This is a genomic window from Paraburkholderia lacunae (assembly GCF_003353175.1).
Lineage (GTDB): Bacteria > Pseudomonadota > Gammaproteobacteria > Burkholderiales > Burkholderiaceae > Paraburkholderia > Paraburkholderia lacunae.
On the sequence record NZ_QHKS01000003.1, the window covers coordinates 356,717 to 374,891 of the forward strand.

The 18,175-nt window shown below is 63.9% G+C and carries 13 protein-coding genes and 1 pseudogene; 6 read left to right on the forward strand and 8 right to left on the reverse strand.

Features of this window, described 5'->3' with window-relative positions; translation table 11 throughout:
• Positions 1-258: 258 nt before the first annotated feature.
• Positions 259-4,407: a phosphoribosylformylglycinamidine synthase gene (purL, locus tag DLM46_RS06495; RefSeq protein ID WP_115099924.1), complete on the forward strand. Its 4,149-nt coding sequence runs from the start codon at positions 259-261 to the stop codon at positions 4,405-4,407.
• A 34-nt stretch (positions 4,408-4,441) separates the two neighbouring features.
• Here purL and DLM46_RS40060 read toward each other — a convergent pair.
• Positions 4,442-4,663: pseudogene (locus DLM46_RS40060) on the reverse strand (hypothetical protein); the annotation flags it as partial.
• A gap of 539 nt (positions 4,664-5,202) precedes the next feature.
• Between DLM46_RS40060 and DLM46_RS06505 the strand changes: the two are divergent.
• Positions 5,203-5,466 (forward strand): hypothetical protein, encoded by a 264-nt coding sequence (locus DLM46_RS06505; RefSeq protein ID WP_115099925.1) that lies wholly within the window; start codon positions 5,203-5,205, stop codon positions 5,464-5,466.
• Between the two features lie 386 nt (positions 5,467-5,852).
• Here DLM46_RS06505 and DLM46_RS06510 read toward each other — a convergent pair whose 3' ends face one another.
• The 5 genes from DLM46_RS06510 to DLM46_RS06530 all read right to left on the reverse strand — a co-directional run bounded on the left by DLM46_RS06510 (position 5,853) and on the right by DLM46_RS06530 (position 9,809).
• Entirely contained in the window at positions 5,853-6,632 is a 780-nt protein-coding gene (locus tag DLM46_RS06510; RefSeq protein WP_115099926.1) for a peptidylprolyl isomerase, read from the reverse strand.
• An 11-nt stretch (positions 6,633-6,643) separates the two neighbouring features.
• Positions 6,644-6,958, reverse strand: a complete 315-nt coding sequence (locus tag DLM46_RS06515) for a BolA family protein (RefSeq protein ID WP_115099927.1) — start codon at positions 6,956-6,958, stop codon at positions 6,644-6,646.
• A gap of 1 nt (position 6,959) precedes the next feature.
• Positions 6,960-7,490, reverse strand: a complete 531-nt coding sequence (locus DLM46_RS06520; protein WP_115099928.1) for a septation protein A — start codon at positions 7,488-7,490, stop codon at positions 6,960-6,962.
• A 272-nt stretch (positions 7,491-7,762) separates the two neighbouring features.
• On the reverse strand, positions 7,763-8,185 hold the full coding sequence (gene msrB / locus DLM46_RS06525; RefSeq protein WP_115099929.1) for a peptide-methionine (R)-S-oxide reductase MsrB: 423 nt from the start codon (positions 8,183-8,185) through the stop codon (positions 7,763-7,765).
• Between the two features lie 52 nt (positions 8,186-8,237).
• Entirely contained in the window at positions 8,238-9,809 is a 1,572-nt protein-coding gene (locus DLM46_RS06530; RefSeq protein WP_115099930.1) for a protein adenylyltransferase SelO, read from the reverse strand.
• Between the two features lie 186 nt (positions 9,810-9,995).
• Between DLM46_RS06530 and DLM46_RS06535 the strand changes: the two genes are divergently transcribed.
• From DLM46_RS06535 to DLM46_RS06545, 3 genes are all read left to right on the forward strand, one after another.
• Positions 9,996-11,672 (forward strand): 3-(methylthio)propionyl-CoA ligase, encoded by a 1,677-nt coding sequence (locus DLM46_RS06535; RefSeq protein WP_115099931.1) that lies wholly within the window; start codon positions 9,996-9,998, stop codon positions 11,670-11,672.
• Positions 11,673-11,814: 142 nt separating this feature from the next.
• A complete protein-coding gene (locus tag DLM46_RS06540; protein ID WP_115099932.1) occupies positions 11,815-13,914 on the forward strand; it encodes a 3-hydroxyacyl-CoA dehydrogenase NAD-binding domain-containing protein in 2,100 nt (699 codons plus the stop codon).
• Between the two features lie 283 nt (positions 13,915-14,197).
• Positions 14,198-15,376 carry an acetyl-CoA C-acyltransferase gene (locus DLM46_RS06545; RefSeq protein ID WP_115099933.1) on the forward strand — a complete coding sequence of 393 codons (1,179 nt, stop codon included), beginning with the start codon at positions 14,198-14,200 and terminating at the stop codon, positions 15,374-15,376.
• Here DLM46_RS06545 and DLM46_RS06550 read toward each other — a convergent pair whose 3' ends face one another.
• Positions 15,377-15,880 carry an LEA/WHy family protein gene (locus DLM46_RS06550; RefSeq protein WP_115099934.1) on the reverse strand — a complete coding sequence of 168 codons (504 nt, stop codon included), beginning with the start codon at positions 15,878-15,880 and terminating at the stop codon, positions 15,377-15,379.
• A gap of 87 nt (positions 15,881-15,967) precedes the next feature.
• Positions 15,968-16,339, reverse strand: a complete 372-nt coding sequence (locus DLM46_RS06555) for a hypothetical protein (RefSeq protein ID WP_115099935.1) — start codon at positions 16,337-16,339, stop codon at positions 15,968-15,970.
• A gap of 178 nt (positions 16,340-16,517) precedes the next feature.
• On the opposite strand from DLM46_RS06555, the gene DLM46_RS06560 reads away from it, so the two are divergent.
• On the forward strand, positions 16,518-18,119 hold the full coding sequence (locus DLM46_RS06560; protein ID WP_244305869.1) for an aminotransferase-like domain-containing protein: 1,602 nt from the start codon (positions 16,518-16,520) through the stop codon (positions 18,117-18,119).
• The last annotated feature ends 56 nt before the right edge of the window (positions 18,120-18,175 follow it).

Sequence of the window (18,175 nt, forward strand, 5' to 3'; positions counted from 1 at the left end):
CCGGCCCTGGCTCAGGCTGCTCGCGCCGATCTGGTGAAAGGGCGAATGATAGCAGTCAAACCGATCGCTTTACCACGCGAGAGCGGCAGGCAGGGCGGTCCCGCAACCCTGCCGGCGCCGCGCCAACCCCTATCTGCAAGCCCGCTGGAAGCCCGTTCCCGGGGTATAATCCCCGACTTCCTTTCCGCCTCACGTCGCCTGCACGCGCGACTCATCGGCATCACTCATCGGCATCATTAGCGACGCAACGTCAAGTCCATGGCCCACTTCTCGTGTTTCCCCGGCGCTTCGGCCCTTTCCGATTTCCGTCAAACCCGCCTGCTCGAAACGCTGACGCGCATCGACGCCAACATTGCCGGCGTGCGCGGACAGTATCTGCACTTCGTCAACGCACAAACGCCGCTCGGCGCCGAAGACAACGCGAAGATCGAAGCGCTGATGCACTATGGCGATCCATTCGAAGAAAGCAAAGAGCGCGGCTCGGCCGAAACCTTCCTCGTGGTGCCGCGCTTCGGCACGGTGTCGCCGTGGGCCAGCAAGGCAACCGATATCGCCCATCTGTGCGGCCTCACGCAGGTGCGCCGCATCGAGCGCGGCGTCGAGTACACGGTCACGCTGAAAAGCGGCCTGCTGGGCGGCAAGAAGGCGCTCTCCGACGAAGCCCGTGCGGCGGTCGCCGCGGCGCTGCATGACCGCATGACCGAAAGCGTCGCGCCGTCGCGCGATCACGCGCTGCATCTCTTCGACGAACTGCCGGCCAAGCTGCTGCAAACCGTCGACGTGCTGGCCAACGGCCGCGGCGCGCTGGAAGCGGCGAACACGGAACTGGGCCTCGCGCTCGCCGACGACGAAATCGACTACCTGGTCGACGCGTTCACGAAGCTCGGCCGCAACCCGACCGACGTCGAACTGATGATGTTCGCGCAGGCCAACAGCGAACACTGCCGCCACAAGATTTTCAACGCGCAATGGACCATCGACGGCGAGCCGCAGGACATCTCGCTGTTCAACATGATCCGCAACACCGAGAAGCTGAATCCGCAAGGCACGATCGTCGCGTATTCGGACAACTCGGCGATCATGGCGGGCGGCATGGCCGAGCGCTGGTTCCCGCGCACGCCGGCCGAACCCGGCGCAGACGGGTTGCCCGAGCACTATCGCCGCAACGTCGAACTGACGCACACCTTGATGAAGGTGGAAACGCACAATCATCCGACCGCGATCTCGCCGTTTCCGGGCGCCTCGACCGGCGCGGGCGGCGAAATCCGCGACGAAGGCGCCACCGGCCGCGGCGCGCGTCCGAAGGCGGGGCTGGCGGGTTTCACGGTGTCGAATCTGGAATTGCCTGACGGCGTAGAAGCGTGGGAAAACGCCCGCGACGCTGCGCAGCCTCTCGCGCACCGCAATCCGAACGACAAGCACGAAGCGTACGGCCGTCCCGACCGCATCGCGTCGCCGCTGCAAATCATGATCGACGGGCCGCTGGGCGGCGCCGCGTTCAACAACGAATTCGGCCGGCCGAATCTGGGCGGCTATTTCCGCGCTTACGAACAGAACGTGGCCGGTCTGGTGCGCGGCTATCACAAGCCGATCATGATCGCGGGCGGCATCGGCAATATTTCCGATCAGCACACGCACAAGCACGATCTGCCGGAAGGGTCGCTGCTGATCCAGATCGGCGGCCCGGGCATGCGCATCGGCATGGGCGGCGGCGCGGCCAGCTCGATGGCCACCGGCACCAACACCGCCGAGCTCGACTTCGACTCGGTGCAGCGCGGCAACCCGGAAATCGAACGCCGTGCGCAGGAAGTCATCAATGCGTGCTGGCAGCTCGGCGAAAAGAATCCGATCCTGAGCATTCACGACGTCGGCGCGGGCGGTCTGTCGAACGCGTTCCCGGAAGTGGTGGACGGCGCGGGCAAAGGCGCGATCTTCGAACTGCGCAAGATCCAGCTGGAAGAAAGCGGTCTGTCGCCGCGCGAAATCTGGTCGAACGAAGCGCAGGAGCGTTACGTGCTGGCGATTGCGCCGGCCGATCTGCCGGCCTTCGAGGCGATGTGCCAGCGCGAGCGCTGCCCGTTCGCGGTGATCGGTACGGCCACCGCCGAGCGTCAGCTGAAGCTGATCGACGCCGAACAGAAAGACGGCGCCGTGCATCAGCCGGTCGACATGCCGATGGAAGTGCTGCTCGGCAAGGCGCCGCGTATGCATCGCGACGTCAAGCGCGTCGCGACGAAGCTCGAACCGGTGGACGTCACCGGCATCGCGCTGTCGGACGTCGCGCTCAGCGTGTTGCGTCACCCGACGGTGGCTAGCAAGTCGTTCCTGATCACGATCGGCGACCGCTCGGTCGGCGGCACGACCGCGCGCGACCAGATGGTCGGCCCGTGGCAGGTGCCGGTCGCGGACGTCGCGATCACGACGATGGACTACGCCGGCTTCCGCGGCGAAGCGATGACCATGGCCGAGCGCACGCCGCTCGCCGTGATCGACGCGCCGGCGTCGGGCCGTATGGCCGTCGGCGAGGCGGTCACCAACATCGCGGCGGCGCCGATCGCGTCGCTCGATAAGCTCAAGCTGTCGGCCAACTGGATGGCCGCGTGCGGCGCAGCGGGCGAAGACGCCGCGCTGTACGACACGGTCAAGGCGATCGGTATGGAGTTGTGCCCGGCGCTCGGCATCAGCATTCCGGTCGGCAAGGATTCGCTGTCGATGCGCACCAAGTGGGAAGACAAGGGCGTCGCGAAGGAAGTGGTCGCGCCGGTCTCGCTGATCATCTCGGCCTTTGCGCCGGTCGAAGACGTGCGCCGCCACCTCACACCGCAACTGCGCCGCGCGAGCGGAACCGACGGCGTGGGCGAATCGGTGCTGATCGCGATCGACCTCGGCCGCGGCAAGCATCGTCTGGGCGGCAGTATTCTCGCGCAAGTCACGCAGCAGGTCGGCGACACGGTGCCGGACGTCGACGATCCGGAAGATCTGAAGCGCTTCTTCAGCGCGATCCAGGCGCTCAATAGCGACGGCAAGCTGCTCGCGTACCACGACCGCTCGGACGGCGGCCTGTGGGCGACGGTGTGCGAAATGGCGTTCGCGGGTCACGTCGGCGTGTCGTTGAACGTCGACATGCTGGTGCTCGATCCGCATCACGAATCCGATTACGGCGACGCCAAAGACTGGGCGAAGCAAACCAGCGGCCGCCGCGAAGACCGCACGATCCGCGCGCTCTTCACCGAGGAACTCGGCGCGGTGATCCAGGTGCGCGCCGCGGACCGCGACGCCGTGCTGGTCGCGTTGCGCGAACAGGGTCTGTCGGCGTGCTCGCACGTGATCGGCAAGATCAACGAACGCGACACGATCGAGATCTTCCGCGACGCGAAGAAGGTCTATGAAGCGCCGCGCACCGAATTGCATCGCGCGTGGAGCGAAGTGAGCTGGCGCATTTCGCGTTTGCGCGACAACCCGGCTTGCGCCGACGCCGAATACGACGCGCTGCTGGACGCGGCCGATCCGGGCATTTCGCCGGTCCTCACATTCGATCCGGCTGAAGACGTCGCCGCGCCGTTCATCACCCAAGGAGACTTCCCTCGGAGCCTCCCCCAAGGGGACTTCCTTCGGGGCGTTGGCAAGGGCGCGCGTCCGCGTGTCGCGATTCTGCGTGAGCAGGGCGTGAACTCGCACCTCGAGACGGCTTACGCATTCGACCGTGCCGGTTTCGACGCGCACGACGTGCACATGAGCGATCTGCTGTCGGGTCGCGCCACGCTGGCGGATTTCGCCGGCGCGGTGGCGTGCGGCGGCTTTTCATACGGCGACACGCTGGGCGCCGGCGAAGGCTGGGCCAAGGCGATCCGCTTCAACGCGCGACTGGCCGACATGTTCGCCGCGTTCTTCGAGCGCGAAGACACGTTCGCGCTCGGCATCTGCAACGGTTGCCAGATGATGAGCAGCCTCGCGTCGATGATTCCGGGCGCCGAAGCGTGGCCGAAGTTCACGCGCAACAAGTCGGAAAAATTCGAAGCGCGCTTCTCGCTGGTCGAAGTGCAGGCGTCGCCGTCGATTTTCTTCGCCGGCATGGAAGGCTCGCGCATTCCGGTCGCGATCGCGCACGGCGAAGGCTTCGCCGACTTCTCGCAGCAAGGCGATGCGTCGAAGGTGGCTGTGGCGATGCGTTATGTCGATCACCGCGGCCAGGCCACCGAGCAATATCCGTTCAACCCGAACGGCTCGCCGGACGGCATCACCTCGGTCACCACGCCGGATGGCCGCTTCACCGTGCTGATGCCGCACACCGAGCGCGTGCATCGCGCGGTGCAGATGAGCTGGCATCCGGAAGGCTGGGGCGAGCGCGGCAACGACGGCAGCCCGTGGATGCGTGTGTTCCAGAACGCACGCCGCTGGCTGGGTTGATGCAGGAAGGGCCGCTGCATCGCGCGGCGGTTTTTTAGAAAGCAGATCGTGTAGAAACGAAACAGCCGCCTTCGGGCAGTAATGCGGCTCCGTTAAGGTCCTTTTTTAGGTATCGAACGGTATAACATTGATGTCGTGATTTAACGACCTGGTCGCATGTGCGGCCGGGTCGTTTTTCGTTGGGTAAAGCCTTGAGCCGTTCACGCAAACGCTGAAGGCATGAGGGCAGTTTTGCGTATGCCGGAGTGATAGCGGCCCCCGCCGAGACGGGGCTCGTCACTTACCTGCTGTGACGGCGGATTGTTGTCGCGATGTTTTCCGGAAGGTGCATTCGGTACCTTGTTCGGCCAGTTCGGCTGCTTGGCGCGTTGATGTTTGGTTGCGTGCATCTGTCAGTCTCTTTCGGCTGGAATCGGTACGGGGCACATCGTTGCGATGAGCACGACGCGCATGATGCAACGGTTCGCAGGCATTGGGTGTGTCCTGAAGTTCCTTGAGGATTCTTCAGCCGTCTCCCATAAAGTGCCGTTTTTTGATATGACACTTCGCACTACTATCTGGATGGTGACGCTTCTCCACGCTGCATCTCCCTTTTGGGGCGGCTGCTAATACGCTCCGTCTTTGTTATTCCTGCTGTCCCGGATCGAACCGTCTGTCTCCATCCTTGTTCACGCGGGTATATCTCGCGTCAGGCGCGTACTTTGTGCCGCCATTCGAGGACTGACGGGGTAAGCGCTTCCTCGCGCTGTGCAGACAGAGAGCATTCGAAAGATATCAAATGTGCAGAGGGTTTTGATGGCTATTCATCCGCCGTATTCCGTGGTTCTGACCTACACCGAAGATCCCCAACAGTTGATCGTCCATACTGTTGATCCGGCCAAACTAGCTCCTCTCGTGGCCGGAAAAATGGGCGTGGTCTTGGCTGATGAACACGATTTCAAACTTGACGATGAATTCGCGAGACAGCTTGGAGTCGCAATGCTCAACGCGATCGCGCTGGGTCAGCCTGACATCAGGCAATACATGACCGTCACGCAAGAGCCAATCGACAGGCAGTAGGGCAGTACCTCACTACTGTCTGCCCGGACGATAGCCGCGCCCTGCCAGTTGGCGCTTTCCGTGTCTGTCTTCAGGCAATGGAACCTCGGAAATTACAGGTATGAAGAGCGCACACTTGAAATCCTGAAAGACCGACATCCAACTGTCAGGGAGAAAGGCGTAGAAAACCTCGTGGCAGAGCTAAGAGGGCCAGAACCAAACGGCGCAATGACCAGGCAAGTCCCTCTAGACGAGTTGATCAACGCGCTGCAAGGATCAAGAAGGCAATGCTTACCGAGCAGTGACACAGAGCACTCCCCGCAATGGAGGGGCCGTTGTCCAAATAGAACAAGAAAGCCGCCCGAGGGCGGCTTTCTTGTTCTCAAGCGGCAGCTTAAAAAACCCGCTTACTGAATCTTCGCGTTCTTACGCAAACCTTCTTCGAACGCTTGCAGCTTTTCCTGCTGGATCTGCTGCACGATCTGCGGACGCACCTGCTCGAGCGGCGGCGGCGTGATGCTGCGCACGTCGTCGACACGGATGATGTGCCAGCCGAATTGCGTATGCACCGGCGCGTCGGTCACCTGGCCTTTCTGCAGATGCGTGGCGGCCTCCGCAAATTCAGGGACGTAGGCCTTCGGGTCCGACCAGTCCAGGTCGCCGCCGTTCTTGCCCGATCCCGGGTCCTTCGAGAACTGCTTGGCGAGATCTTCGAAGCTCGCGCCGCCCTTGATCTTCGCGATCAGATCTTTGGCTTGCTGCTCGTTGTCGACGAGGATGTGGTGCAGGTGATATTCCTTGCCGCCCGCGTCCTTGACCAGCGCGTTGTAACGCGCCGTGACTTCGGCGTCGCTCGGCTGGTTGTTCTTCACGAAGTCTTCGATCAGCGCTCGCAGCACGACGGTTTGTTGTGCGACGGCGATTTGCGCCTTGATGTCCGGCCGGTTCGGCAGACCGCGGCGCAGCGCTTCCTGCATCAGAATTTCGCGGTTCACCAGCTCTTCGCGCACGGCCATTTGCAGTTGCGGCGTGTTTTGCTGGCCTTGATGAACCAGTTGGTCGATCAGCGCATCGGCGCGCGCCTTCGGAATCGGCGAGCCGTTCACGACGGCGATGTTCTGTGCGAATGCAGGTGCGGCCGCAAACGCAGCCAGCAATACCCAGAGGCGGGTTTTCTTCAAGGTCATCGAAAATTTTCCTAGCGGGGCAACAAAGCGAATTCTTCGGGCGTATACGCCGTGATTGCAAGGGCGTGAATGCCGCGCTGCATGGCATCGGCCAGCGCATCATACACCATGCGATGCCGCGCCACGCGGGCCTTGCCGGCGAATACTGCGCTCACGATCGTGACACTGAAATGACCGCCGGCGGACGCGCCGGCGTGGCCGGCGTGCTGCGCGCTGTCGTCGGTGATCTGGATCGACGTCACGGGCGCGAGCGCTGCGGTGAGGCGCGCTTCGATCAGCGCGGCGCGCTCGGCGGTGGTGGCGTGCATGAACACATCGCTCGTCATGTCATTCTTCCTTCATATACTTCGACAGCCACAAACTCTGACCGACGATGAACACTACCAGGCACCCGGTCGCGCCGAACAGCTTGAAATTGACCCACTGGTCGGTCGTGTAGTGATACGCGACGAACAGGTTGACCAGCCCGAGCAGCACGAAAAATACCGCCCAGACGATATTCAGCTTGCCCCAGATCGCATGCGGCAGCGTGATCTGCTTGCCCATCATCGCTTCGATCAGGTTCTTGTTGAAGGCCAGTTGCGAGACGATCAGTGCGACCGAAAACGCCCAATACAGTACGGTCGGCTTCCATTTGATGAAAGTATCGTTGTGCAGCACGAGCGTCGCGCCGCCGAACACGGTGACGACGCCGAGGCTCACCCACAGCATTGCATCGACCTTGCGGTGACGGAAGGCCACCCACGCGATCTGCACCAGCGTGGCGACGATCGCCACTGCCGTCGCCGTGAAAATGCCCCATACCTTGAAGGTGACGAAGAACAGGATGATCGGGAACAGATCGAACAGGAATTTCATTATCTGGTCGGGAATTCGGAGAGTGAGTCAGTGAGTCGGACAGGAAGGGGCGCTTTAGCGGCGCGCCCGGTGGTGTGCGTGCTGAAGAGTCCGTCGCTGCGGCCGGCGGCCGGGCGCGCCGCGCCGGCCGGTGTTGGCGGCCGCGCTTTGCCTGACTGCCGGCAACGGCTCGGCCGGTTCGCAAGCTGGATGAAGGGGCCTCGCGACCGGCCGACGATCAAGGAGGCAGTTTAGTGCATGCCGGCCGGCAACGCGCCGGACTCCGCGCTGCGTTACTTGGGCTCGAATTGTAACGCAGCCGAATTGATGCAGTAGCGCAGGCCGGTCGGCGCCGGTCCGTCTTCGAACACGTGACCCAGATGCGCGCCGCAATGCTTGCACTGCACTTCAATGCGCAGCATGCCGTGCGAGCGGTCGGTTTTCTCGGCGATCACTTCGCCGTTGATTGGCTTGAAGTAGCTCGGCCAGCCGCAACCGGCGTCGAACTTGGTGTCCGATTCGAACAGGGGCGTGCCGCAGCAGACGCAGTCATAGATGCCGCGCTCCCAGTGGTCGTGGTAGCGGCCGGTGAACGGCCGTTCGGTGGCGGCGTGGCGCGTCACCTGATATTCGATGTCGGACAGCTGCTTGCGCCACTCTTCGTCGTCTTTCTGCACGGCCGGGGCGCCGGTCCTGAGGTCGTCGGGGTTGTTCATGGTCGGGGTTCCTGTCTCGAGTTTGTTGTTGGAGCGTGCTTGCAGCGGCGCTTCACGAAGAGCAACTGACTTCCAGCGAGCTTGCCCAATCCGGCGGCAATCCCGCATACGCTTCGTGTTCCGGCTGCTCGTCGAATGGACGGCGCAGCACCGCCGCCAGACGTTCCACTTCGGAGAAGTCCTTCTCCTTGGCGCGGCGGATCGCTGTTTCCGCCAGGTGATTGCGAAGTACGAATTTGGGGTTCACACGGTTCATTGCAATGGCGCGCGCGGCGTCGTCGCGTGTTTCCTGCGACAGTCGCGCGCGGTAATCGTTCGCCCACGCATCGAAGGCTGCGCGCTCGAGGAACAGATCGCGCGCCGGCGCGTCGCCGCTCGCATCGTGCTTCGACAGACGCGCCAGATGGCGGAACGTCAGCGTGAAATCCGCACGGTTCGCGTGCATGATTTCGAACAGGCGATTGACCAGCGAAACGTCGTCGGATGCAGCGTCGCCGTCGCGTTCGATTTCGAGGCCGAGCTTCGCGCGCATGCGCCGCTCCAGCGCAGGCGCGAAACGGTCCTTGAAGCCGCCGAGCACGCGTTGCGCATCTTCGATCGCGTTGTCGCCGCGCACGCTTTCTTCGTGCTGTGCGCCGATGAGCGGCAGCAGGCCCTGCGCGAGGCAGAAGAGGTTCCAGTACGCGATCTGCGGCTGCATCCGGTACGCGTAACGGCCTTGCGAGTCGGAGTGATTGCAGATGTAGCCGGCATCGAAGCCGTCCATGAAACCGAACGGGCCGTAGTCGATCGTGAGGCCCAGAATCGACATGTTGTCGGTGTTCATCACGCCGTGGCAGAAGCCGACCGCTTGCCATTCGACCATCAGGTCGGCCGTCGACAGCACCGCTTCGTTCAGCAGCGCGAGATACGGGTCGTCGGCTTCGCGGCAATGCGGATAGAAACGCTCGATGACATGATCGGCGAGCGCTCGCAGTGCGTCGGTGCGGTCGTTCGAATAGAAATGTTCGAAGTGCCCGAAGCGCACGAAGCTCGGGGCCACGCGCGTGACCACCGCGGCGGTTTCGATTTCCTCGCGCCGCACCGGCTGGTCGGAGCCGATCACGCACAGCGCGCGGGTAGTTGGAATACCGAGGTGGTGCATCGCCTCGGAGCACAGATACTCGCGAATCGACGAACGCAGCACCGCGCGGCCGTCGCCCATGCGCGAATAGGGCGTGCGCCCCGCACCTTTGAGTTGCAGCTCGAAGCGTTGGCCGTCATGTTCGATCTCGCCGAGACCGAGCGCGCGGCCGTCGCCGAGCTGGCCGGCCCACACGCCGAACTGATGCCCCGAATACACCGACGCGTACGGCAGCGCCTCGGCCGGCCATTCACGCGTGGCGTTGCCGCAGAAGAGTTCGGCGAAGCCGGGATCGTTCTGGAGCCCGGGTTCCAAACCGAGCATCGCGGCGGTTTCCGCCGAGAAGCCGACGACGTACGGCGCACTGAGCGGCGCCGCGGGCAGGCGCGTCAGAAACGTGCTGCCGAGCCGCGCGAAGGCGCTTTCGGGCGAGGTGGCAAGAGCGTCGGAAAGAGCCGACAAGGGCCCGGATAGCCCTGCAATGCTTGGGGAAAACGACATATTGAGCGCCTCTGGATTAACCGATATTGTAAGTCCGCGCCCGCGGAGCTGCTGGCTGGCCTTTCCCCAGCGGCGCCCGCGTGCTGGGCGCCCCCGCCGAAGCCCCCCGCGGCACGTAGAAAAACGCAACCCCGCAAACCCATCGCAACCCCGATTGACGGAAACAAGGCGAGGAGACCTCTCTTTATGACGACGCCGCTGCTTGGCCAGATGATGGACGTGCCGCTCACCGTGTCTTCGTTGCTCGCGCATGCCGCGCGGCATTTCGGCGACACCGAGATCGTGTCGCGGCGTATCGAAGGCGACGTGCATCGCTACACCTATCGCGACTGCGAAAAGCGCGCGAAGCAGCTGGCGCAGGCGCTGATCGCGCTGGGCGTCGAACCCGGCGAGCGGGTCGCCACGCTGGCCTGGAACGGTTACCGGCACCTCGAAGCGTATTACGGCACCCCCGGCTTCGGCGCGGTGTGCCACACGATCAATCCGCGCCTCTTTCCCGATCAGATCGCCTACATCGTCAATCACGCCGACGATGCGTACGTGCTGTTCGATACCACGTTCGCAGCGCTCGTCGATTGTCTCGCGCCGCAGTGTCCGAAGGTGCGCGGCTGGATCGCACTCGCCGACGCAGCGCATCTGCCGAAGATGCAAACGCCCGTGCTCAGCTACGAGACGCTCGTCGCCGCGCAGGACGGCAACTACGCCTGGCCGCCGCTCGACGAACGCCAGGCGTCATACCTGTGCTATACGTCCGGCACCACCGGCAATCCCAAGGGCGCGCTGTATTCGCATCGCTCGACCGTGCTGCATGCGTTCGGCGCTTCGCTGCCCGACGCGATGAGCCTGTCCGCGCGCGACTCCGTGTTGCCGGTCGTGCCGATGTTCCATGTGAACGCATGGGGCATTCCGCACGCCGCGCCGCTGACCGGCGCGAAGCTGGTGTTTCCCGGCAAGGATCTCGACGGCAAATCGCTGTATGAGCTGATGGAAAACGAGCGTGTCACGTATTCGGCCGGCGTGCCCACCGTCTGGCTCGGCTTGCTCAACTACTTGCGCGAGGCAGGAGTGCGCTTTTCGTCGCTGAACCGCACGGTGATCGGCGGCTCCGCGTGTCCGCCGGCCATGTTGCGCACGTTTCAGGACGAATACGGCGTCGAAGTGATTCATGCATGGGGTATGACCGAGATGTCGCCGCTCGGCACCCTGTCGAAACTGACGTGGGAACAAAGCCAGCGCTCGCCGGACGAGCAGCGCAAACTGCGCGAAAAGCAGGGTCACGTGCTCTACGGCGTCGACATGAAAATCGTCGGCGACGATGGGCGCGATCTGCCGTGGGACGGCGTCGCGTTCGGCGATCTGCACGTGCGAGGGCCGTGGGTGATCGACCGGTATTTCCGCAAGGACGATTCGCCGCTGGTGGACGGCTGGTTTCCCACCGGCGACGTCGCCACCATCGACCAGGACAGCTTCCTGCACATCACGGATCGCTCCAAGGACGTGATCAAGTCGGGCGGCGAATGGATCAGCTCGATCGATATCGAGAACGTCGCGATCGCGCATCCGGCGGTGGCGGAAGCGGCGTGCATCGCCTGCGCGCATCCGAAGTGGACCGAGCGGCCGCTGCTGGTGGTGGTCAAGCGCGCCGCTTTCGATGTGACGCGCGAAGAACTGCTCGCGTTCTATGACGGCAAGGTCGCCAAATGGTGGATTCCCGACGACGTCGTATTCGTCGACGAATTGCCGCACACGGCCACCGGCAAGCTGCAGAAACTCAAGCTGCGCGACCTCTTCCGCGACCACGTGCTGCCGTCCGCGCTCGCGGATGAAAAAGACTGTCCGCTTGCCAGGGGAAACCCCGTCTAACGATAAATTGAACGAGCGTGCTTTTTTGTGTATTCTGCCTGCTGACCCCGGAAAAGTCGGACACAAAGTTGGACAATGAGCCAACTCGATGAACCGGACGGGCGGCGCGTCATGCGTCGCCTCATCGCATGGAGGCACGCAGATGGCAGTGGACTACACGACTCATGACGGCGTGGCCGTCATCACGCTGAACAATCCCCCCGTAAACGGCCTCGGCCTCTCGACGCGAGCCGGTATCGTCGAAGGGATCGAGCGCGCGCAGAACGATCCGGCCATCAAGGCGATCGTGCTGACGGGCGCGGGCAAAGCCTTCTCGGGCGGCGCCGACATCATCGAATTCAATACGCCCAAGGCCACCCAGGAGCCGACGCTCGCCACGGTCATCAAGACTGTCGAGGGCAGCGCGAAGCCGGTGGTCGCGGCGATTCACAGCGTCGCGATGGGCGGCGGTCTGGAACTGGCGCTCGGCGCGCATTACCGCATCGCCGCACCCGGCGCGCAGATCGCGCTGCCGGAAGTGAAGCTCGGCATCCTGCCGGGCGCGGGCGGCACGCAGCGTCTGCCCCGTGCGATCGGCCTCGAAGCGGCGCTCAACATGATCGTCTCCGGCGCGCCGGTGATGTCGGAGAAGTTGGCCCATTCCGGGCTGGCCGACTCGGGTCTGTTCGACGAAGTCGTCGAAGGCGATCTGGCCGAAGCGGCGCTCGCGTTTGCCCGCAAGGTCGGCGCGAAAGAAGGCCCGCATCCCAAGGTGCGCGAGCGCAAGATCGAACATCCCAATGCGGCCGGTTTTATCCAGTTCGCACGCAATAGCGTCGCGGCTGTGGCGAAAAATTTCCCGGCGCCGCAGAAATGTATCGACGCCGTGGAAGCAGGCGTGCAGAACGGTTTCGACAAGGGGCTCGCGTTCGAGCGCGAATGTTTCATCGCGCTCGTGCAAACGCCCGAGAGCCGCGCGCTGCGTCATGCGTTCTTCGGCGAACGCGCGGCGAGCAAGATCCCCGATGTGCCGTCCGATACGCCGGTGCGCGACATCAGGCAGGTCGCCGTGATCGGCGCCGGCACGATGGGCGGCGGCATCGCGATGAACTTCATCAATGCGGGTATTCCGGTCACGCTGCTGGAAACGAAGCAGGAGGCGCTCGAGCGCGGGCTGGCTACGATCCGCAAGAACTACGAAGCCACGGTCAAGAAGGGCAAGCTCAAGCCCGAGGCGCTCGAACAGCGCATGGCGCTGATCACGCCCACGCTCTCCTACGACGATCTGAAGAACGCCGACCTGATCGTCGAAGCCGTGTTCGAGGAACTCGGCGTGAAGGAGCAGGTGTTCAAGCGTCTCGATGAGATCGCGAAACCCGGCGCGATCCTGGCGTCGAATACCTCGACTTTGGACGTCGACAAGATCGCGGCCTTCACGAGGCGTGCGCAGGACGTGGTCGGCATGCACTTCTTCAGCCCGGCCAACGTGATGAAGCTGCTCGAAGTCGTGCGCGGCAAGGAAACGGCGAAAGACGTGCTCGCCACCGTCATGCAACTAGCGAAGAAGATCAGGAAGACCGCGGTCGTCTCGGGCGTGTGCGACGGCTTTATCGGCAACCGGATGATCGAGCAGTACGTCCGCCAGGCGCTCTTCATGCTCGAAGAGGGCGCGCTGCCCGCGCAGGTGGACAAGGCCATCGAGAAGTTCGGCTTCGCGATGGGGCCGTTCCGCATGAGCGACCTGGCGGGTAACGACATCGGCTGGGCGATTCGCAAGCGCCGCTATCTGGAACATCCTGACATGCACTATTCGAAGATCGCCGACCGTCTGTGCGAGACGGGGCGTTTCGGTCAGAAGACCGGCGGCGGCTGGTACGACTACAAGGCGGGCGACCGCACCGCGTATCCGTCGAAGGTGGTCGACGAGATGATCGCCGCTTACTCGAAGGAAACTCACGCTGAGCGCCGCAAGATCAGCGACGAGGAAATCGTCGAACGCCTCGTGTTCGCGCTCGTGAACGAAGGCGCGAAGATTCTCGAAGAGGGCATTGCGTCGAAAGCGTCGGACATCGACATGGTCTATCTGACCGGCTACGGCTTCCCGCTCCATCGCGGCGGTCCGATGCTGTATGCGGACACGGTCGGCCTTTACAACGTGGAGCGCGCGATTCGCCGCTATGCGTCGCGGCCGAATGGCGATGCGTGGCAGCTGGCGCCGAGCATTGAGGAACTGGCGGCGAAGGGCCGTGGTTTTAATGGCTGACGGGGCTGAGCGGGCTGAGTCCGCTGAGTCGGCTGAGTCGGCCGCCCGGCAGAAAATGAGTGAAACGAGTGGGTGGCGCGGCCGAGCGAAAACGCCGGCGCGCCGTCATCGACCTCTGGAAGCACCAGCCAACTTGTATGGGACCGGAGTAGGCGCTAAAGCGCCAACTCCGGTCGACCGCTGCGGGCCTGGAGTAAGTGCTGAAGCACTAACTCCAGGCAACCTCAGCATGGGACCGGAGTAGGCGCTAAAGCGCCAACTCCGGTCGACACAGGAGACTTGCATGACTGACGCTGTAATCGTATCGACTGCCCGTACGGGTCTCGCCAAATCATGGCGCGGCGGATTCAACATGACGCACGGCGCGACCCTCGGCGGGCACGTGACGCAGGCCGCCGTCGAGCGCGCGAAGCTCGACCCGGCGCGCGTCGAAGACGTGATCATGGGCTGCGCGAATCCGGAAGGCGCGACGGGCATGAACATCGCGCGGCAGATCGCGCTGCGCGCCGGTTTGCCGGTCAGCGTGCCAGGCATGACGGTGAACCGTTTCTGCTCGTCGGGTTTGCAGACCATCGCACTCGCCGCGCAACGTGTGATCGCCGGTGAAGGCGACGTGTTCGTCGCGGGCGGCGTGGAATCGATCTCGTGCGTGCAGAACGAGATGAACCGCCACATGCTCACTGAAGGCTGGCTCAGCCAGAACAAGCCGGAAATCTACTGGTCGATGTTGCAGACGGCCGAGAACGTCGCGAAGCGCTACTCGATTTCGAAGGAGCGCCAGGACGAATACGGCGTGCGCTCGCAGCAGCGCGCCGCGGCCGCGCTCGAAGCCGGCAGGTTCAAGGACGAAATCGTTCCGCTGACGGTGCTCGCCGGCGTCGCCGACAAAGCGACAGGACGTCTCTACACGAAGGAAGTGACGGTCAGCAGCGATGAAGGCATTCGCGCCGACACGACGCTCGAAGGCGTGTCGAAGATCCGCACGGCGCTGCCGGGCGGCGTGATTACCGCGGGCAATGCGAGCCAGTTCTCGGACGGCGCGTCGGCTTGCGTCGTGATGAACGCAAAGGTTGCGGAGCGCGAAGGTTTGCAGCCGCTCGGTATTTTCCGCGGCTTCGCGGTGGCCGGTTGCGAGCCGGACGAGATGGGTATCGGCCCGGTGTTCGCGGTGCCGAAGCTGCTCAGGCAAGCGGGTCTCAAGGTCGAGGACATCGACCTGTGGGAGCTGAACGAAGCGTTTGCGGTGCAGGTGCTGTATTGCGCCGACAAGCTCGGTATTCCGCACGACCGTCTGAACGTGAACGGCGGCGCGATTGCGGTCGGTCATCCTTATGGCGTATCCGGTGCGCGTTTGACCGGCCATGCGTTGATCGAAGGCAAGCGGCGCGGCGCGAAGCTGGTCGTCGTGACGATGTGCATCGGCGGCGGGCAGGGCGCGGCGGGCCTGTTCGAAGTGGTTTGATCAAGGCAAAGCGATTCCCGACGCGGGCAGACTCAACGTACCCCGATCGATGAAACGCGTAGCGCCTGTGAAGCCGTCGGCGAGCTTGCCGCGCAAGACGTACGGAATCTGCCCGGATTGCGCTGAGTCGGCGAATGCGAAGGCCTGGCGAACGGCGGCGAAGGCGGGCACCGTCAGCGGCACATCGACCACGGTTTCGCCGAAGCGCGGCACGGTGCCGCTCTGATCGCTGACGCCGCTCGCGAACAGCTTGCCGTTCAGTTCGAGGTCGAGCGAGACGCCGGTATAGGCGACGGCGGATTCGTTGGGATTCTGTACGCGCAGTTTGACGTTGAAGCGCATCTCGAGGCCCTGGCCATCGATCGGCTCGATGCCCGCCACGCTCACGCGCAGCGGGTCGCCGCCAAAGAGACCCGCGCAACCGTTGAGCGTCAGCGTGACGACGGCGAGGATCGCGGCCAGCAGGGTGGGGCGGCCGGACAGCAGCGCGCGAAAGAAGGACATGACCGGCACCTCGAAGGAAGCGGGTTAGGTCATGCATTGTACCGGCCGGTTTTGCGGCCGAAGAGCAGGGGCAAGCCGGGCTACGTATCAAGCCGGGCTGCGCAGCAGGATTCTGACCAGGTTGGACAGGCTGCGCGCGATCTGACGGATGAAGCCGTTGTTTTCAGGCCGCTGCGGTTGAACAAGGAACGCCGCCGCGCGTGGGAGTGCCGCGCTGATCGACACGACGCCGCGCTGTGGCGTGACGTATTGCTCGCCTTCATGCACGGTGATCCACGTGGGCATGACGGTGTCGCCCAACCACGCCAGCGAATGGTCGCGAAAGCCGAGTTGCAGATTGCCTTCGACGGCCACGATCGAGGTTTGCTCCCGCAGTTCGAGCAGGGTCACCTGACCGGCGCGAAGGCGTGAACTGGCGGTTTCGCGAGGCAAGGAGGCGCGGGATTGAAGGGCAGGCATGATCGATTCCTTTAAACCGTTTTCATGCCATCAAGCTTATGGAGTCCTTCGACGTGACAACAGCCGCAGCCATCCGCGATGTGAACCGGTACAGCCGAAGATTTTCGCATGCTGTATCGGTCGCAATCGCGGTGATGTGTATCTGTTGCGGCGTGCAAACAGTCCGCACCATCGGCTCATGACCCATTCGACCCTCACGCCTGAAGCGCCGCAAGACAGCTTGCCTCTCGACAGCCGGCTTCCGGATGGCCGGCCTCATGAGAGCCCGTCTCCGGATGGCCGTCCCCCGGAAGGCCTTCCCCCGGAAGGCCGGCGCCCAGAAGGCCGGCCCCCAGAAAGCCGCCCTCTCTATATCCAACTGGCCGATCAATACCGTCGCGCGATCGACACCGGCGTGCTGCGACCGGGCGACCGCATGCCGTCGATGCGCGCGTTCATGCAGCGCCACGGCGTGAGCCTGTCGACGGCGACCGAGAGCTATCGCGCGCTGGAACGCGCCGCGTTGATCGACGCCCGTCCGCGCGCCGGTTATTTCGTGCGCGCTCCTCTGACGGCGGCCTTGCCCGCGGCGAGCGAGCCCGACCTCGCGGTCGCGCCAGGCGGCGCGCAGTTCGTCGGCATCCACTCGGCCATTTCAGCGATCGTGTCGAAATTCCAGCGCTATCCCGACGCGCTGAATCTGGGTGGGGCCACCGCTTCCCCCGATCTCTACCCCACCGACGCGTTGCAGAAAGCCGCATTGCGCGCATTACGCCGCCGCCCGACCTTGCTCACCGCCGCCGGCCACGACCAGGGCGATCCGGCATTGCGCGCGATCATCGCGCGCCGGGCGCTCGACGCCGGCATCCAGATCGGCGCCGACGCTGTGATCATGACCCACGGCGGCATCGAAGCAGTGAACCTCGCGTTGCGCGCGGTGACCCAACCCGGCGACACGGTCGCGGTCGAATCGCCATGCTTTTTCGGCTTGTTGCAGGCACTGGAGAGCCTCGGCCTGCGCGCGCTGGAAATTCCGGCGAGTCCGTCCACGGGCCTCGCGGTCGAGGCCCTGGCGTTCGCGCTGCAAACGCATCCCGACATCAAGGCCGTGGTGGTCGTGCCGAATCTGCAAAACCCGCTCGGCAGCGTGATGCCCGAGGCGCACAAGGCACGGCTCGTCGAACTGTGCGCGCGCGCCCGCATCCCGCTGATCGAGGACGACCCCTACCGCGAACTCGCCGACGCCGCGCAGCCGCCCAAAGCGTTGAAGGCGTGGGACACCGACGGCACGGTGATCCACTGCACATCGTTCAACAAGACGCTCGCGCCTGGCATGCGCGTCGGCTGGATCAACGGCGGACGCTGGCATCCGCGTATCGGCATGCTGAAGTTCGCGCAGTCGCGGCACAACGAGCAGTTGTCGCAAGTGGTGCTCGCCGAGTTTCTCGAAACGAACGCGTATGAGCGGCATCTGCGGCGCTTGCGCGACCGTCTGCGGATCCAGCGCGAACGAATGGCCGCCGCTATCGCCGCATCGTTTCCGGAAGGAACGCGCTTTACACCGCCGTGCGGCGGGATGTTTTTCTGGATCGAGTTGCCGCGCAATGTATCTTCCGCGAGTTTTTTCGATGCCGCTCTGGACGAAGGCATACGCGTGATGCCGGGGACGGTGTTCTCGAACGCGGGGCGCTTCGATCATTTCATTCGCTTGAGTTCTCCGAGCGCGGATCTCGATCTCGCGGACGAAGCGGTGCGCAGGCTTGGGCGTCTGGCGGCGCGGATGGTGGTGCATGCAAGCTGATCCGATCGGCCAGCCGGCGCGGCGCCCGCGCATGCGCGAACGCCATACCGGTTATC

Coding starts and splice junctions, on each gene's coding strand:
- purL (WP_115099924.1), top strand. CDS start 259: ATGGCCCACTTCTCGTGTTTCCCCGGCGCTTCGGCCCTTTCCGATTTC.
- DLM46_RS06505 (WP_115099925.1), top strand. CDS start 5,203: ATGGCTATTCATCCGCCGTATTCCGTGGTTCTGACCTACACCGAAGAT.
- DLM46_RS06510 (WP_115099926.1), bottom strand. CDS start 6,632: ATGACCTTGAAGAAAACCCGCCTCTGGGTATTGCTGGCTGCGTTTGCG.
- DLM46_RS06515 (WP_115099927.1), bottom strand. CDS start 6,958: ATGACGAGCGATGTGTTCATGCACGCCACCACCGCCGAGCGCGCCGCG.
- DLM46_RS06520 (WP_115099928.1), bottom strand. CDS start 7,490: ATGAAATTCCTGTTCGATCTGTTCCCGATCATCCTGTTCTTCGTCACC.
- msrB (WP_115099929.1), bottom strand. CDS start 8,185: ATGAACAACCCCGACGACCTCAGGACCGGCGCCCCGGCCGTGCAGAAA.
- DLM46_RS06530 (WP_115099930.1), bottom strand. CDS start 9,809: ATGTCGTTTTCCCCAAGCATTGCAGGGCTATCCGGGCCCTTGTCGGCT.
- DLM46_RS06535 (WP_115099931.1), top strand. CDS start 9,996: ATGACGACGCCGCTGCTTGGCCAGATGATGGACGTGCCGCTCACCGTG.
- DLM46_RS06540 (WP_115099932.1), top strand. CDS start 11,815: ATGGCAGTGGACTACACGACTCATGACGGCGTGGCCGTCATCACGCTG.
- DLM46_RS06545 (WP_115099933.1), top strand. CDS start 14,198: ATGACTGACGCTGTAATCGTATCGACTGCCCGTACGGGTCTCGCCAAA.
- DLM46_RS06550 (WP_115099934.1), bottom strand. CDS start 15,880: ATGTCCTTCTTTCGCGCGCTGCTGTCCGGCCGCCCCACCCTGCTGGCC.
- DLM46_RS06555 (WP_115099935.1), bottom strand. CDS start 16,339: ATGCCTGCCCTTCAATCCCGCGCCTCCTTGCCTCGCGAAACCGCCAGT.
- DLM46_RS06560 (WP_244305869.1), top strand. CDS start 16,518: ATGACCCATTCGACCCTCACGCCTGAAGCGCCGCAAGACAGCTTGCCT.